This window comes from Mucilaginibacter psychrotolerans (genome assembly GCF_004519315.1).
Classification (GTDB): Bacteria; Bacteroidota; Bacteroidia; order Sphingobacteriales; family Sphingobacteriaceae; genus Mucilaginibacter; species Mucilaginibacter psychrotolerans.
Map to the genome: position 1 here is coordinate 22,726 of NZ_SOZE01000039.1, position 14,925 is coordinate 37,650.

Sequence of the window (14,925 nt, forward strand, 5' to 3'; positions counted from 1 at the left end):
ACGAAGCAAGAAATGAACGACGATAAATTCGCCCTGCCCATACACTGGAACGATCACGAAGATATAGCTATGAGCCTTTACGAAAAGTTTGGCGACGACTTTGGCGAATCGAAGATATACCGCATCCGCTTTACCGACTTGCTGGAATGGGTGCTGAGCCTGCCCAACTTTGCCGGCACACGCGAGGAATCAAGCGAGGGCCACCTGGAGCAGATACAAAGCGCCTGGGTATACGAGTGGCGGGATAACCAGTAAAAGTTAGAAAGGTTGGAGAAGTTAAAAAAGTTGTAAGGTTGGAAAGTTGAAATGTTCTAAACCTGCAACTATTATCATTTCAACCTATGAAATCGTTTTAACCCATCGGTGAAATCATCCTGAATCGGTGTAATCACAAAAAGTAATCGGTGAAATCCAAAAAAACAAACTATGGAGTCCTTTTTAAACAAGCTTAAAGATATAACCACTTTTATTTTTGATGTGGATGGCGTACTAACCGACGGTTCGATATTCGTTACCGAAACCGGCGTACAGAGCCGTGCCTTCAACATTAAGGATGGTTATGCTTTGCAGCTGGCTGTAAAGAGCGGTTACAATGTAGCGGCCATATCGGGTAGCAGGAGCAAAAGCGCCCTGTTTCGTTTAAATAGCCTGGGCATAAACGATGTTTACCTGGGTGCGCATACTAAAACCGAACGCTTTAAGATATACGTAGAAGAAAAGAGCATCCACCCCAGCAACGTACTTTACATGGCCGATGATATCCCCGACCTGGGCGTAATGAAGATGGTGGGCCTGCCGGTTTGCCCCGCTGATGCCTGCGAAGAGATCAAAGCCGTAAGCGCATTTGTATCGCCCTATGCCGGTGGCAAAGGCTGCGTACGCGATATCATTGAAAAGGTGATGAAGATACAAGGCAAGTGGATGAACGAACAGGCGTATAGCTGGTAACGTTTAAGTCAAAAGTTTTAAGTCAAAAGTCAAAAGTTCCGGTATGTCAAATTTCCCTCAGATAATTCTCGCATCCAAATCGCCAAGGCGGCAAGAACTCTTGAAACTGATGGATATCGATTTCCGGGTAGTGTTGAAAGAGGTAGATGAATCCTATCCCGATGGCCTGGCACCGGCTGAGATTGCCCTTTACATCGCCCAAAAAAAAGCGGAAGCCTTTGATGAAGATGTTACTGATGAGGTGGTGCTCACCGCCGATACTATCGTTTGCATTGATGGCGAGATACTGGGCAAGCCCAACGATGCCGAGCACGCCATTGCCATGCTGCACAAACTAAGCGGCAAGCTGCACCAGGTGTACACCGGTGTTTGCCTGCTTTACAAAGGCCGCTACAATAAGTTCTATGATATGTCGGAAGTTTTCTTCCGCAAGCTTTCGGATGAAGAGATCAGGAGCTATGTGGCCGAATACCAACCCTTTGATAAAGCCGGATCCTACGGCATACAGCAGCGCATCGGCCTCATCGGCATCGAACGTATTAATGGCTCTTACACCAATGTGGTAGGCCTGCCCACCGAGAAAGTTTATCAGCAGCTGAAGGCGATTGGCTGTCTGAATCAGAATTAACAGAATTTTAGAATTTTCAGAATAGTTGCATAAACGTCATCCTGAACTTGTTTCAGGACCCCATCATAAAAGTCGCCACCTTGCTTATGCGCTTTGCTTGCCGCAGACCTGCCGTGTGGGGTGCCGAAATAAATTCGGCATGACGACGGCGTGTCTGGCGTTCTGAATGGAAATAACCAAAGCGTTTCCCACTTCTACATGCCAGGGAAATCGCTTTTAAAATCTGCAACTGTCAAATTTTAGCTAAAGCCTCCTAAAAGCCTTTTTATTGACCGTTGGCTGAAGCCAAACGGCAATGAACAGGAACATTTAAATGGAATTGCAACGCTAATTCATTGCCGTCCCACTTTAGTGGACGGAAATTGATCAACAAACACGCGGGCTTTAGCCAAAAACATTCAGCAAGTTTTAAAAGCGATCTCCACCTCCAAAATCCCTCTTTCTTTCCCCTCAACTTCTAAAAAAAACTATCTTTGGGCTATATGAAAACCATTAACGTAGCCCTTTTGGCCGGGGGATTCACCGGCGAGTACGAAGTATCGCTCAACAGCGCCAAAAACATCGCCGCTAACCTTGCCGAAACCGGTAAATACAACATTTATACCATCCTCATCCATCGCGATAGCTGGGCTTACGATCATAATGGTGAAACCATTGCCGTGGATAAAAATGATTTCAGCCTGACTCTTGACGGCGAAAAGATAAAATTTGATTTTGCATTCATTACCGTGCATGGCACCCCCGGCGAAGACGGTAAGCTGCAAGGCTACCTGGATATGATGGGTATCCCATACAACACCTGCGATGCTACCACATCTGCCATTACCATGAACAAGGCCTACACCAAGGCCCTGGTGCATGGCATTCATGGCTTGCATACGGCAAAATCGATGCAGTTGCACCAGCGCGATATGCACGATACCGCTACCATTGCGGCTAACCTTAAGTTTCCTTTGTTTATTAAACCCAACAATGGCGGCAGTAGTGTAGGCATGAGCAAGGTGCAAAACGTAGCAGGCTTGCAGGATGCGCTGGACAAAGCCTTTCACGAGGATAGCCAGATACTGATAGAAGAATTCATTAAAGGCCGCGAGTTCAGCATAGGTATTGCCCGCCTGAAGGGCAAGATAACCGTACTGCCCGCTACCGAGCTGATTACCACCAAAGAGTTTTTTGATTACGAAGCCAAGTATAGTCCTGGCTTTACCGAGGAAATTACCCCGGCACGTCTCCCTGCCGAAAAAGTACACGAGATAGGGGAGATTGTTACCCAGATATACCTGCGCCTCAATTGCCGTGGCATGGTGCGGATTGATTTTATATTGCTGGAGGATACCGACGAATTCTACTTTATAGAAGTAAATACCACTCCCGGACAATCGTCCGCCAGTTTGATACCGCAGCAGGTAAGGGCAGCAGGCATGAGCGTTCCTGAGTTTTACAGCGAACTGATAGAAGGTGCCATGTAAGTTAACACGAATTGCGCTAATTGATTCGAATTTCACGAATTAAGAAAATTACTTCGGCGGAACGCAAGCGTGTTACATAAAGTGGATACTTACCAAATGAAAATTACAGACGAAACGGCGCGGCTCGTAGCTTTAGGCATCGATGACGGTGTATTGGATAATTACCGGCAGTCGTATCGTTTTTATCATACCCTTGCCCATCTCGATGAGATATGGAGCCTGTTGACCATGCAAGGCCATGGTGAAAACGATGCCCTGCTATTGGCAACCGTTTTTCATGACATCGTTTACGACCCCAAATCGTCCACCAACGAGGAAGATTCCGCCGCTTATTTTCAAGAAGTTTTTCATGGCGATGAGCAGCTGAAACAAGAGGTAACAGCCATTATCCTGGATACCAAAACGCATCAGCCTCAAACCCCGCTGTCCGAAATATTTTCTGCAGCTGATTTAAATATCTTATACCAACCACTTGACAGGCTGCTGGACTACGAACACCGGATATTTAAAGAGTTTCAGTTTGTTGATTACAAGGTTTATAAGCAAAAGAGAGTAGAGGTGCTGCAAACGTTAAGGCAAAGTATTGATAACCCAGCGGTGGATGCACTCATAACTTACGTCAACAGCCGTGTGCCCCGTATTGCGGTTTACCCCGGCAGTTTTAACCCCTTCCATAAAGGGCATTATAACATTTTGCAAAAGGCCGAGCAGCTATTTGATAAGGTGATCATCGCCCGAGGCCTAAACCCGGGTAAGGATGCGGCTACTTATTCCTTGCCTGCTGTATTGAATTTTAGGCAAGTGTCTCAATACGAGGGCTTGTTAACCGATTTTACACAAAGCCTTGGTTATGATGTTGCCATTATCCGCGGCTTGCGCAACGGCAGCGACTTGCAGTACGAGCTTAATCAATATCGCTACCTGCAGGAGCTGAGTGATAAAAATATCAGCGTTATTGCCATTTTTTGCGATATGGAGTTTGAGCATATCTCCAGCACCGGAATCCGTCAGTTAGAAAAATACGGCAAAGCTGGAGATTATCTCCTCTAAAATCTCCGTACGGCTGTCCCTTCTTCGGTTAAATTCAAATTAATTGAAACTTACTGTATTCTTGGTACGTATATTGTTGTGATAAACCTGCCGGTATTAAAATGTTCATTTGTAACAGTTTATCCGGGCCGAGCGTCCTATTCACCGTAAAAATCTTAAGAGACCATGAAGATCCTAAAAAACAGCGCCCGTAAACTCAATAACGCCATTACCAACCGCGTTATAGCCCTGCACGATCAAGGCTACACCCACGATTTTTTGCCTATGCAAAACCAGCATTTCCTGTGCCTACAGGATAGTGTAGACTTTGACATTGCCGACCTCAATATAAAATTGATAGGTGAGGGCTTTGACCATCTAACTAAAACCAACAAGTACATTCATACCATCGAAACCATCAATGGCTCAAAAGGCTTATTGGTAAGTGATGTGAACTGCTGCGGAGATGCAATACTGGCGAACTAAGCTGCGGTTGTGCGGATTTCAGATGTGCAGGTGATGGGAAAGACAAGCGATAATTCCTCATCGTCCTTGCGAGTATCCATCAGGGGGTAACCCTGAAAAAAAAGGTTATGACGTGCAAAAATATATACTGATAATCAATAACTTAATATCACGTCATTATATGGAGCGGCGCGGAGGGCTTGAGCAACGGGGCGACGCGGCAATCATCGGTAAGAAGAGCCACCTTGAAAACCTGCCCTGCTTAATGCACCTGCTCACCGATGGTTACCACGCTATCGGTCGCAATCACGGGGGTAAACGCATCAAATCCCATAATGCTCAATCACATCCTCGGGCACTTTGGCACCCCTGCCGGTGGCCATATCAATCATTACATAATCAAAATAACCATCGCAGCAAACCTTGTTGGTGGCTTTATTGGTGATGGTGAAGGCAACGCGGCAGCCTTTATCGTTAATGCTTTCTATACCGGTGCGCACTAAAAAGTAATCGCCCATTACCAGGGCGCGTTTGTAATCCATATACACAGCGCGCACCACCCAGCCAAAGCCGCGTTCCATAAATTTCTCCATGCCCATGCCGTAGCAGGTTTCCATCTGCTCGTAACGGGCAGCCAGCACATAATCAAAATACTTGCTGTTATGCACATGCCGAAACATGTCGATATCATCGGGGCGTACGCGGTGCTCGGTTTCGAAGGTGGAGTAGGGCATTTAAATCAAAAGTTAAATTCAAAAGTAAAAAGTATAATTGACGTTTTTTGTTTTAGTGGCAATACCTTGATATTAAAACCAATAAAAGCCCGTTAGATACCATACTAATAAAATCACACCACCTAATCCGCCTTTATGAAGTGTTTCTCTCCGTTGTGTTTAATTTTTGGCTTACTAAGTTGCAGGCCTGCTGTTTCTCAAACCCAATTTAATGGTGATTTAGAAACGCTGAGCGCCGACAGGTCGAAACCGGTTGGGTGGATCACCTATTTTCAACCCGAACAGTTAAAATCGTACCCTGTAAAAATAGACAGCGTTACAAAACAGCAGGGGAAATACGCGGTATCTATTGAGAAAACTGGCGAGGCCGCAGATTTTGGTGTGATAGATTATGTTATTCCCAAATCATTTAAAGGCAGCAAAATAGAGCTGAGAGGATATATTAAAACCGAAAATGTAACTGCAGGCTATGCCGGCTTATGGATGCGTATGGACGGCAGCGAGGCATTTGATAACATGCAGGGCAGGGGGATTACCGGCACTACCGACTGGAAAGAATATGTTATTGAATTGCCCTACAACGAAACTAAAGCTGTAAACATACACTTGGGTGCGTTGCTGGTGGGCAAGGGGAAAATGTGGGTTGATAATTTTAGGCTGTTTATTGATGGGCAGCCTATACAGCAGGTAAAAGCGGTAGAAAGGCAGTTGGCGAGAGCAGAACGCGACACCGCTTTTAACAAAGGTTCGAAAATAGATACGGTATTGTTAGGCAAGCAGCAAGTAAGCAATTTAGTTATGCTTGGGCAAGTATGGGGTTTTGTGAAGTATCATCATCCAAATGTTGCCAATGGTGATGTAAATATGGATGCCGAATTATTCAGGGTAATGCCTGCTGTATTAAAAGCAGGTAACAATGCAGAATTAAGCGCGTCACTTGCAAACTGGCTTAAAAGCCTTGGGCCTGTGCCAAAATGTATTGCTTGCGTGCCTTATAAAGGCAATAACATTAAACTGGAACCTAATTACGGGCAGTTATTTAACGGTACGATATTAAGCAAGACCTTAACGGATGAGTTAAGTAACTTGTTGAATAACAAGGTAATCGCCAAAAACTATTATGTGAGCCTGGCGCAAGGCGTTGGCAACCCTGTTTTTACAAACGAAATGGCCTATAGCGACATGAAATACCCCGATGCCGGCTTCAGGTTGCTCAGCTTATTCAGGTATTGGAACATGATTCACTACTACTTTCCTTACAAATATCTGATTGCTGAGAATTGGAACGATGTACTGGCAGATTGCATACCGAAATTTGTGCGATCGGCCAATGCGACGGAATATACGCTGAATACGCTAGCCCTCATCGCACGTGTGCACGATACGCATGCCAATATCTGGGGCAGCAACCGGGTGCTAAATGATTATAAGGGCAAAAATGCGGTTCCTTTTAAGGCCAAATTTGTAGAAGAGCAGTTGGTGGTAACAGGTTATTATAACGATACTTTAAACATTAAAGAATTGGTAAAGCCGGGGGATATGATCACCGCGATAAACGGCAAACCGGTAACCGAACTTATAAAAAAGTACCTGCCTTATACGCCAGCATCTAATTACGCTGCGCAATTACGGGATTTGCCTCTAGCCTTTTTATTGCGGAGTAATGCAGGTAAGCTTACACTTAAATTGCAACGCGACGGTAAACAATTCACGGCCGTAGTTTACACGCTGCCAATGGCTAAGATAAATTACGCTGCAGATTATTACCCCAACCCAAAAGCAAAAGGGTTTTATATAATGGATAAAAACATAGGCTATTTATATCCTGGTAAGTATCACAATAATGATCTTGACAGTATCAAGGCCCTGTTTGAGCAAACCAAAGGAATCATTATAGATATGCGTTGCTATCCATCGGAGTTTATGCCCTACACTTTCGGGCCGTACATAAAAACCAATAATACTCCATTTGTAAAATTTTCCACGGGCAGCATTGGCCGGCCGGGTTTATTTGTTATTGGCGAACCAATAGCTATACCGCCGGCACCCTCCGGTGTGTATAAAGGTAAAATAGTAATTATTGTTAATGAGACATCGCAAAGCCAGGCAGAATACACCACTATGTGTTTCCAAAGCTCGCCAAATGTTACGGTAATAGGTAGTACAACCGCCGGGGCAGATGGCAACGTTTCTTCCATAGCTCTGCCCGGCGGAATTTCTACCATGATATCGGGGATAGGTGTTTACTATCCTGATGGTACAGAAACGCAGCGGAAAGGTGTAAAAATAGATGTTCCCATAAAACCAACCATTGCAGGCATAAAAGCAGGCAGCGATGAATTGCTTGATAGGGCAAAGGATATATTATTAAAGTAGTTGCGATAGTAGCCAGGCGTTTAGGGTGCGTTGTAGATAGTAGCGAAAACCCCGGAATGCAGCGCTGCTTCTATCAGCAGCGCGGAATGAGGAGTTGCAACGGATAGCGCGGGCCGCAGTCAACGCCATAATTGGTGAGTGAGGAATTGCCAACTGGCTAACACACCCCTCCACCCCTCTCAAGAGGGGAATCGCACATGGCCCCGCTTTTTTATCAGCAGTCAGCATTTACCAAGTAACCTCATTCACAACTCGCAAAACCAAAACCATCCAACGAATTCAATCTACCATCACCCATCCTACCACCCCCAATAACATCTTCACAAAACCTATCAACCTTCACCTTTCGACAATAAACAACCTCATCAAAACCAGCGCCTTAACCTTTCAACTTTAAAATCTTTCAACCTTACAACAGCACTGTAAAACATTATAACCACCCCTTGCACATGTAAAAGCTTAACCGTACCTTTGCCCCACAATTAATAGAATTTTAACCGCTTTAATATTATTTACGTAATGTATTTAAGTAACGAAGCAAAGGCAGAGATCTTTGCAAAACATGGTAAGAATGCCGCTGATACCGGTACAACCGAAGGACAGGTAGCATTATTCACTTACCGCATAGCGCACTTAACTGGTCACTTGAAGAAAAACAAACACGATTTTTCTACCCAGTTATCGCTACAAAAATTAGTAGGTAAACGCCGCGGATTGCTGGCATACCTTTTCAAAAAAGATATCAACAGGTATCGTGCTATCATCAAAGCTTTAGCGCTAAGGGATATCATCAAGTAATCCTCCTGAATATTTTTCAAAAAGCCGTCCGCATTGTGCAGGATGGCTTTTTTACTTTTTGAAACCATTTTTTGCAGCCTTTTATAAACCTATAACTAACGCAACGAAATAGCTTCAAAAGCCGCTTAGGGAACGGCAAAAACATACGCATCGAAACAATATACACACACATAAAAACCGGGGTGCTCCTGAAGATGAAAAGCGCCCCACAACACAAACAAGATGAGTTTAAATGTAATTAAAAAGGTTATCGATTTAGGTGACGGCCGCACCATTGAGATCGAAACTGGTAAACTGGCTAAGCAGGCAGATGGCTCTGTAGTGATTAAGATGGGTGATACCATGTTACTGGCTACCGTAGTATCATCACCGGATGCAAAAGAGGGCGTTGATTTCTTACCTCTTTCTGTAGATTATCAGGAGAAATACGCTTCCACCGGTCGTATACCGGGTGGTTTTTTACGCCGCGAGGCACGTTTGTCAGACTACGAGGTTTTGATCTCGCGTTTGGTTGACCGCGCATTGCGCCCAATGTTCCCAGAAGATTATCACGCTGATACACAAGTGATGATATCTTTGATTTCTGCCGATAAAGACATTATGCCGGATGCACTGGCTGGTTTAGCGGCATCGGCAGCTTTAGCTGTTTCTGATATCCCTTTCAACGGGCCGATATCTGAAGTGCGCGTTGCTAAAGTTGATGGCAAATTAGTTATCAACCCAACCCTTAGCCAGTTAAAAACTGCAACCCTTGAGTTCATTGTAGCAGGTAACCAGCACGACATCAACATGGTGGAAGGCGAAAGTGCCGAGATACAGGAAGCTGAACTGGTTGAAGCTATTAAATTTGCGCACACGGCTATCAAAATTCAGTGTTTAGCGCAAATTGAGCTTGCTGAAGAAGTTGGTAAAACCGTTAAACGTACCTACAGCCACGAGCACAGCAACGAAGACCTGAAGAAAGCCATCTACGAAGCTACTTACCAGCAGGTTTATGACATCGCTTCTTCTGCATCTGCAAAAGACGAGCGTTCTGCAAGCTTTAAAGCGGTACGTGATGCTTACATTGCTACTTTAGGCGAAATTGACGATATTACCAAATCGTTAGCCAAAAAATACTACCACGATGTGGAATACGATGCCATCCGTAACCTTGTTTTAGATGAAGGCAAACGTTTAGATGGCCGCCACACCAAACAAATACGCCCTATATGGAGCGAAGTGAGTTACCTGCCATCTGCACACGGTTCTGCCGTATTCACCCGTGGCGAAACTCAGGCATTAACCACCGTTACCTTAGGCGCTAAGGACGATGAGCAAATGATTGACGGTGCTTTCATCAACGGTTACCAAAAATTCCTGTTGCACTACAATTTCCCTGGTTTCTCAACCGGTGAGGTTAGGCCTAACAGGGGTGCAGGCCGTCGCGAGATTGGTCACGGTAACCTGGCTATGCGTTCGTTAAAACGCGTGTTGCCACAAGAGGATGAGAACCCATACACTATCCGTATCGTTTCTGATATTTTGGAATCTAACGGTTCATCGTCAATGGCTACGGTTTGTGCCGGTACATTAGCTTTGATGGATGCAGGTGTTAAAATCACCAACCCGGTATCAGGTATTGCAATGGGCTTGATCACCAACGAAATGGGTACCAAATACGCTATCCTATCGGATATCCTTGGCGATGAAGATCACCTGGGCGATATGGACTTTAAAGTAACCGGTACCAAAAACGGTATTGTTGCTGTACAGATGGACCTTAAGATTAACGGTCTTTCTTACGAGGTATTGACTAACGCTTTAGACCAGGCAAAAGAAGGTCGTTTACATATCCTTGGCGAAATGGCAAAAACCATGACCGCGCCACGCGAAGATTACAAACCACACGCGCCACGTATTGTTACCATTAAAATCGATAAAGAATTTATTGGTGCAGTTATCGGGCCCGGCGGCAAGATCATCCAGGAAATGCAACGCGAAACCGGCGCTACCATCTCTATTGAAGAGGTTAACAACGTGGGTATAGTACAGGTATTTGCCGATAACAAGGCATCTATCGATGCGGCTTTAACCCGTATCCGTAACATCGCTTCTAAACCAGAAGTTGGCGAGATATACGAAGGCAAAGTGAAATCGATTATGCCGTTTGGCGCATTCGTAGAAATTATGCCGGGTAAAGATGGCTTGCTGCACATCTCTGAGATAGATCACCGCAGGATAGAAACTATGGATGGTATCTTCAACATCGGCGACGAAGTACGTGTGAAACTGTTAGACGTGGATAAACAAGGTAAACTGAAACTTTCCCGTAAGGTTTTATTGCCTAGGCCAGAGTCGAACAAATAACATACGTAATCCGTATAAGACAAAACCCTCCCTAAAAAGAGGGTTTTGTTATTTTAATGTTTTTTTAAATATTTAAAACAAAATACAAACCTTAGCGGTTGCATTTATTTAAGTAGAATTACATCAAGTTAGGTATAATTAATTCGGGAAATATTTAGACGGATCTTTGTTTTGCAAATGACATCTACCACCAACGATCCTTTGGGTTTTCTCAATAATTCGCGAAGTATGGGCAACGGGCAACAAACCGACCTCATACAGCAGTTATTGTACGAAATTATAAGGGTTAAAGAGCTTATTACGTATTACGACTCTATCCCAAACGGGGCAGGGCAGCTCGGCTCGTCTATTTTGACCGAATTGGTTACCGAAGCCTACAATTCTCTCGTGAACTACGACACCATCCTGATGAAGAAATACTACGAGTTGCTGCTGAATTGCGATTAGTAAGGTCTATTTTACGACATCGTTTCTTTTTGTTTCCTCAACATGGCTTTTTTTAGTCTCAGCGCGTCACGCCTTTGCAAATTTCGTGGCCAAATATATATTACAAAATAATTGTAAGTATATTTGTATTGTATTCGTACATCGATGAACCAAGCAGAAACAATAACCGGCCTTTCTTTAAGTCAATGGGAAGTAATTAAGCCCTCCGACCCTTCACAATACTGTGATGGAGATGCCATTATTGAAGCCTATTTTAAAGGAAAGGCCGACGGACTTGCCCAACAAGATAAGCTGTCATTTAATCAGTTTTCTGAAAACTTCGAGCTTGCGCAAAAGCATGTTATCGAAGCTTTAAATCAACTCGAAAAGCATAATGTTACGCCTCTTGGCGCATATCTTAAGTTTCGGTCCCTTTTTTCGTTCAAAGCTATTTTATTGGTTAAAGAGGAGGATTTTGTTGAAACTTCTTTCTTAGAAAATTATGATTTTTTAAGAGATTTTGAAAGGCGGATAAAAACAGAGTTTTATACCATGAAGATTTCTTTCTTAAATGGGGTCCCTGATGCTTTGGATGAGGATTTAATGAGCGATAACTATAAGATAAAATTTACACCTGTAGATGAGGCTGAAGCACGCAGAGCATAACGAAGAGTTATGTAAGATTATAAAAGCGCTTCCCGGTAATAAGTATAACGATTGGGTTGTAACAACCGCGTTTTATTCCTGTATTCACTTTGTTGAACACAAACTTTTTCCGCTCACCATCAATGGTAATGTCTACAAGAATTTCAATTCATACTACCATGCCTTTTATGTGAATACCCACAATTCGCTTAGTAAACACGAAGCGAAAATTGAATTAGTTGATGTTTATCTCACAACAGTATCCAGTAACTACAGGTGGCTATTTGATGCATGCATGAATGCAAGGTATAAAAACTATATGGTAACCGATTCGATTGCTAATATTGCCGAGCAAACGATGGATATAGTAAAAAAGGCATGTATATAATGTCAAAGCTGCGACTGCGTGCCTATTTCCCGACCGTCTTCCCCCTTAATTCCTGCAGAATCACGGTTACGTGCTAATCCTCCTCGTCAAGATTAAAAATCTTTGCTATTTCTTCAACAAATATCCCAGCGTATACGCCCTTTTCATCCAAATCAGGGTCGAGGATAGTAATATCCATACCGCTTACTAAACCCGATTGGAAAAGCGCGGTAAGCGTTTCGTTCAGTTCGCTATAAGACAATCCGCCTGGCTGCGGGGAATCTACACAGGGCATTATGTGGTTATCCAGTACGTCTACATCTAAATGGATCCAGATGCCGTCTGAATTTTTCAATTTGGTCTGGGCGATGAATTCAGCTGTAATAGTTTCGATACCGATGTGCCTGATGTGTTCCAGGCTGCGATAGGCAATGCCTGAGTTGAGGATCAGGCCTACATAATCGGAATCTTCGCAACGGTTACCAAAAGCAAGGGTGTCGGCTTCTTCAACGTAGGGTTTTAAGCCATTGATATTGGTGATTTTGTCTGCGCCGTTGCCGGTTACTAAGGCAAGGTCCATGCCCGCTGCGGCTTTGGTGCCGGAAAATTGAATGGGTACTGCCCATCCATAAAAAACAAAGCGTATTTGCCCTGCTTTTTTGCACCAAGCATGCAGCCGATCAATATGCTGCAATCGCCGCCGATAACTAAGGGGAACTTTTTTTTTGCCAAAGTATCCTGTACGGTAAGGGCTAACTCTTTGGCGTAATTTACAATAGCGTCCGCATTCCTTAAGCCCGTTTCAGCATCAATATCCATGCTGTAGGGTGGTGCGGGTACATTGATGATTTGTTTAGGCAAGAGGGCTTCATATAACCCATGTTGCTTTAACCATTGCGGAAGCTTGTCTACACCCGGCGGTTTGCCCGGCGTAAGTTCTTTCAATCCCAAATTGAAAGGGCTTTCTATCACAATCAGGTTATTCATAAATTGCTTTAACTATTCCCGAATACCCTTTCCCTCAATTCCTGCGAAATTTCATCTGTTACCTTTAGGATATCATCGGCAACGGCGCCGTTGTTGATGACTACTTTGGCACATCTGTCGCGGTGTGGCAGCAGGTACTCTTTATAGGCCGGTACAACGTGGTTCACCCATTTGTAATGCGCGTCTTCGTTGGAGTAGCCGCGTTCGGCCAGGTCACGCTTAAGGCGGCGTGCCAGGGCAACGTCTTCATCGGCTTCTATAAAGATAGTCATGTCCAAATCGTTGGCTACCTTTTTAAAGTGAAGGATAAATAGTCCTTCAACGATGATAATAGGCGCGGGCTTTATCTCCAGTATCCGTGGTACGATATCGGGGTTATTAAAGGTGTATTCCTTTTGATAAACAGTTTCCCCGCGCATCAGCTTGCTGATATCGCTTTCGAACAGATCGGCATCGATAGTGCTCGGCAGGTCGAAATTATAGAGCTTGTTCTCTTCCTTGGTCATGTTATGCGCCACGGGGATGTAATAATCATCCTGCGATACCAGGCACACTTCATCGGGCGTAAAATGCTCCAGAAAGCATTTCAGGAAAAAGGTTTTGCCGCTTCCGCTTCCGCCGGCAACACCAACTACATAAGGTTTATTCATTAGGCGTACCGTAGCTAATAGTTACTTGGAAACGTTTGTCAATAGCGCCGATTGTGTCGGCAACATTCTTGGTCATTACAACCACAACGCCCTGGGTGTTTTGGTTATCGGTAAAGCGGCCAACTACCTTGGCAAAGGTGCTTTTACCTGTCATGGGGTTAGTGATGCGCATCACGGTACCAATTGGCGCTGTGCGGTGCAATATCAGTTTTTTATTGGGATCGAGGCTGGTGTCTTCAATCCAGGTGGCTACGCCTTTCTCGTTCTTTTCAAATAAGCCGTATTTGGCATTACCGGCACGTTTATCGGCCAATGAATCTGCAGGCGATGCCACATAAGTGCTGTCGCGTTTGGCCTGCGAGGTATCGGTGTGCATTGCAACAGATTGCGTAACCACAGGCGTAGTAACCGGTGGAGCTACGGGCTGCGGTGCGGGTACGCCCGAGCGTATAGTAAGCACCTGGCCTGGCTTGATAGGGCCGGTTAGTTTGTTGGTTTGCGTAATTTCATCAACCGTAGTGCCAAAGCGTTTGGCGATGGAGTAAAGTGTTTCCCCTGCCGATATCTTATATTCCTGCGTGGTAATGCCGCTTTTGTTACTGTTGGCCACCTGTTGAGCTGCTTTTTGGTCGGCAGCGGTTGTGGTAACTGGCGTATTGGTTACGGGCTGGGTAGTTACTACCGGGGTAGTAGTTACGGGCGTGGTTGCAGGTTGCTGCACTACCGGTTTGGTTTTTGGCTGCTGGGCCGGGGTGGTGGTTACCACTGCGGGTGCATCGCCAAAGGGACGCTCTGTAGGCACTTTGATAATTTTGCCAATTTGCATGCTGGCGTTATTATTAAACTCAACGATGGCTTTTGGGCTAACACCGTATTTACGACCGAGCGAGTAGTAATTGTCTTTTGGGTCCAGCTTGTGGAGGATAACTTTCTTGCCGTTGATGTTCTCTACGCCTACAGAATCAACTACAGGGCGGGCGTATAACGAGGCAGACGCAAAAAGCGATATGGAAGATAGTACTAAGAACTTATGCTTCATAATTTGCTATTATAC

General features: G+C 44.6%; 17 protein-coding genes. 12 read left to right on the top strand and 5 right to left on the bottom strand.

What is annotated here, in order from left to right:
* Window positions 1-12 precede the first annotated feature (12 nt).
* The 6 genes from iscX (at window position 13) to E2R66_RS24455 (ending at window position 4,560) form a co-directional block, all read left to right on the top strand.
* Window positions 13-255 (top strand): Fe-S cluster assembly protein IscX, encoded by a 243-nt coding sequence (iscX, locus tag E2R66_RS24430; protein WP_133235866.1) that lies wholly within the window; start codon window positions 13-15, stop codon window positions 253-255.
* A gap of 171 nt (window positions 256-426) precedes the next feature.
* Window positions 427-948 (top strand): KdsC family phosphatase, encoded by a 522-nt coding sequence (locus E2R66_RS24435; protein ID WP_133235868.1) that lies wholly within the window; start codon window positions 427-429, stop codon window positions 946-948.
* Window positions 949-991: 43 nt separating this feature from the next.
* The gene (locus E2R66_RS24440) at window positions 992-1,576 is read left to right on the top strand and encodes a Maf family protein (protein ID WP_133235870.1); all 585 of its coding nucleotides are present in this window, start codon (window positions 992-994) and stop codon (window positions 1,574-1,576) included.
* 482 nt (window positions 1,577-2,058) lie between these two features.
* Window positions 2,059-3,045 carry a D-alanine--D-alanine ligase gene (locus E2R66_RS24445; RefSeq protein WP_133235872.1) on the top strand — a complete coding sequence of 329 codons (987 nt, stop codon included), beginning with the start codon at window positions 2,059-2,061 and terminating at the stop codon, window positions 3,043-3,045.
* Between the two features lie 96 nt (window positions 3,046-3,141).
* Complete coding sequence (locus E2R66_RS24450) at window positions 3,142-4,095, top strand: adenylyltransferase/cytidyltransferase family protein (RefSeq protein WP_133235874.1); 954 nt, start codon at window positions 3,142-3,144, stop codon at window positions 4,093-4,095.
* A gap of 165 nt (window positions 4,096-4,260) precedes the next feature.
* Window positions 4,261-4,560 carry a hypothetical protein gene (locus E2R66_RS24455; protein WP_133235876.1) on the top strand — a complete coding sequence of 100 codons (300 nt, stop codon included), beginning with the start codon at window positions 4,261-4,263 and terminating at the stop codon, window positions 4,558-4,560.
* Window positions 4,561-4,862: 302 nt separating this feature from the next.
* Here the strand turns inward: E2R66_RS24455 and E2R66_RS24460 are convergent, their stop codons facing one another.
* Complete coding sequence (locus E2R66_RS24460) at window positions 4,863-5,273, bottom strand: acyl-CoA thioesterase (protein ID WP_133235878.1); 411 nt, start codon at window positions 5,271-5,273, stop codon at window positions 4,863-4,865.
* Between the two features lie 135 nt (window positions 5,274-5,408).
* Between E2R66_RS24460 and E2R66_RS24465 the strand changes: the two genes are divergently transcribed.
* The 6 genes from E2R66_RS24465 to E2R66_RS24490 all read left to right on the top strand — a co-directional run bounded on the left by E2R66_RS24465 (window position 5,409) and on the right by E2R66_RS24490 (window position 12,255).
* Complete coding sequence (locus E2R66_RS24465) at window positions 5,409-7,649, top strand: S41 family peptidase (RefSeq protein WP_133235880.1); 2,241 nt, start codon at window positions 5,409-5,411, stop codon at window positions 7,647-7,649.
* Between the two features lie 519 nt (window positions 7,650-8,168).
* Window positions 8,169-8,447, top strand: a complete 279-nt coding sequence (rpsO, locus tag E2R66_RS24470) for a 30S ribosomal protein S15 (RefSeq protein WP_133235882.1) — start codon at window positions 8,169-8,171, stop codon at window positions 8,445-8,447.
* Window positions 8,448-8,669: 222 nt separating this feature from the next.
* Window positions 8,670-10,796: a polyribonucleotide nucleotidyltransferase gene (gene pnp, locus E2R66_RS24475; protein WP_133235884.1), complete on the top strand. Its 2,127-nt coding sequence runs from the start codon at window positions 8,670-8,672 to the stop codon at window positions 10,794-10,796.
* 177 nt (window positions 10,797-10,973) lie between these two features.
* Window positions 10,974-11,243: a hypothetical protein gene (locus tag E2R66_RS24480; protein WP_133235886.1), complete on the top strand. Its 270-nt coding sequence runs from the start codon at window positions 10,974-10,976 to the stop codon at window positions 11,241-11,243.
* 144 nt (window positions 11,244-11,387) lie between these two features.
* Complete coding sequence (locus E2R66_RS24485; RefSeq protein ID WP_133235888.1) at window positions 11,388-11,888, top strand: hypothetical protein; 501 nt, start codon at window positions 11,388-11,390, stop codon at window positions 11,886-11,888.
* Window positions 11,863-12,255: a hypothetical protein gene (locus E2R66_RS24490; RefSeq protein ID WP_133235890.1), complete on the top strand. Its 393-nt coding sequence runs from the start codon at window positions 11,863-11,865 to the stop codon at window positions 12,253-12,255. The genes E2R66_RS24485 and E2R66_RS24490 overlap by 26 nt, the downstream gene beginning before the upstream one ends.
* Before the next feature lie 73 nt (window positions 12,256-12,328).
* Here E2R66_RS24490 and E2R66_RS24495 read toward each other — a convergent pair whose 3' ends face one another.
* From E2R66_RS24495 to E2R66_RS24510, 4 genes are read right to left on the bottom strand one after another with little or no spacing between them, the layout of a single operon-like run.
* A complete protein-coding gene (locus E2R66_RS24495) occupies window positions 12,329-12,814 on the bottom strand; it encodes an arginase family protein (protein ID WP_133235892.1) in 486 nt (161 codons plus the stop codon).
* Complete coding sequence (locus E2R66_RS29170; protein WP_133235894.1) at window positions 12,799-13,221, bottom strand: arginase family protein; 423 nt, start codon at window positions 13,219-13,221, stop codon at window positions 12,799-12,801. Before E2R66_RS29170 ends, E2R66_RS24495 begins: the two co-directional genes overlap by 16 nt.
* 8 nt (window positions 13,222-13,229) lie before the next feature.
* Complete coding sequence (locus E2R66_RS24505; protein WP_133235896.1) at window positions 13,230-13,871, bottom strand: uridine kinase family protein; 642 nt, start codon at window positions 13,869-13,871, stop codon at window positions 13,230-13,232.
* Window positions 13,864-14,910 carry a LysM peptidoglycan-binding domain-containing protein gene (locus tag E2R66_RS24510; RefSeq protein WP_133235898.1) on the bottom strand — a complete coding sequence of 349 codons (1,047 nt, stop codon included), beginning with the start codon at window positions 14,908-14,910 and terminating at the stop codon, window positions 13,864-13,866. Before E2R66_RS24510 ends, E2R66_RS24505 begins: the two co-directional genes overlap by 8 nt.
* Window positions 14,911-14,925 lie beyond the last annotated feature (15 nt).

Bases quoted from the DNA above. Each gene is read 5' to 3' on its own strand.
- iscX (WP_133235866.1), top strand. From the start codon at position 13: ATGAACGACGATAAATTCGCCCTGCCCATACACTGGAACGATCACGAA.
- E2R66_RS24435 (WP_133235868.1), top strand. From the start codon at position 427: ATGGAGTCCTTTTTAAACAAGCTTAAAGATATAACCACTTTTATTTTT.
- E2R66_RS24440 (WP_133235870.1), top strand. From the start codon at position 992: ATGTCAAATTTCCCTCAGATAATTCTCGCATCCAAATCGCCAAGGCGG.
- E2R66_RS24445 (WP_133235872.1), top strand. From the start codon at position 2,059: ATGAAAACCATTAACGTAGCCCTTTTGGCCGGGGGATTCACCGGCGAG.
- E2R66_RS24450 (WP_133235874.1), top strand. From the start codon at position 3,142: ATGAAAATTACAGACGAAACGGCGCGGCTCGTAGCTTTAGGCATCGAT.
- E2R66_RS24455 (WP_133235876.1), top strand. From the start codon at position 4,261: ATGAAGATCCTAAAAAACAGCGCCCGTAAACTCAATAACGCCATTACC.
- E2R66_RS24460 (WP_133235878.1), bottom strand. From the start codon at position 5,273: ATGCCCTACTCCACCTTCGAAACCGAGCACCGCGTACGCCCCGATGAT.
- E2R66_RS24465 (WP_133235880.1), top strand. From the start codon at position 5,409: ATGAAGTGTTTCTCTCCGTTGTGTTTAATTTTTGGCTTACTAAGTTGC.
- rpsO (WP_133235882.1), top strand. From the start codon at position 8,169: ATGTATTTAAGTAACGAAGCAAAGGCAGAGATCTTTGCAAAACATGGT.
- pnp (WP_133235884.1), top strand. From the start codon at position 8,670: ATGAGTTTAAATGTAATTAAAAAGGTTATCGATTTAGGTGACGGCCGC.
- E2R66_RS24480 (WP_133235886.1), top strand. From the start codon at position 10,974: ATGACATCTACCACCAACGATCCTTTGGGTTTTCTCAATAATTCGCGA.
- E2R66_RS24485 (WP_133235888.1), top strand. From the start codon at position 11,388: ATGAACCAAGCAGAAACAATAACCGGCCTTTCTTTAAGTCAATGGGAA.
- E2R66_RS24490 (WP_133235890.1), top strand. From the start codon at position 11,863: ATGAGGCTGAAGCACGCAGAGCATAACGAAGAGTTATGTAAGATTATA.
- E2R66_RS24495 (WP_133235892.1), bottom strand. From the start codon at position 12,814: ATGGACCTTGCCTTAGTAACCGGCAACGGCGCAGACAAAATCACCAAT.
- E2R66_RS29170 (WP_133235894.1), bottom strand. From the start codon at position 13,221: ATGAATAACCTGATTGTGATAGAAAGCCCTTTCAATTTGGGATTGAAA.
- E2R66_RS24505 (WP_133235896.1), bottom strand. From the start codon at position 13,871: ATGAATAAACCTTATGTAGTTGGTGTTGCCGGCGGAAGCGGAAGCGGC.
- E2R66_RS24510 (WP_133235898.1), bottom strand. From the start codon at position 14,910: ATGAAGCATAAGTTCTTAGTACTATCTTCCATATCGCTTTTTGCGTCT.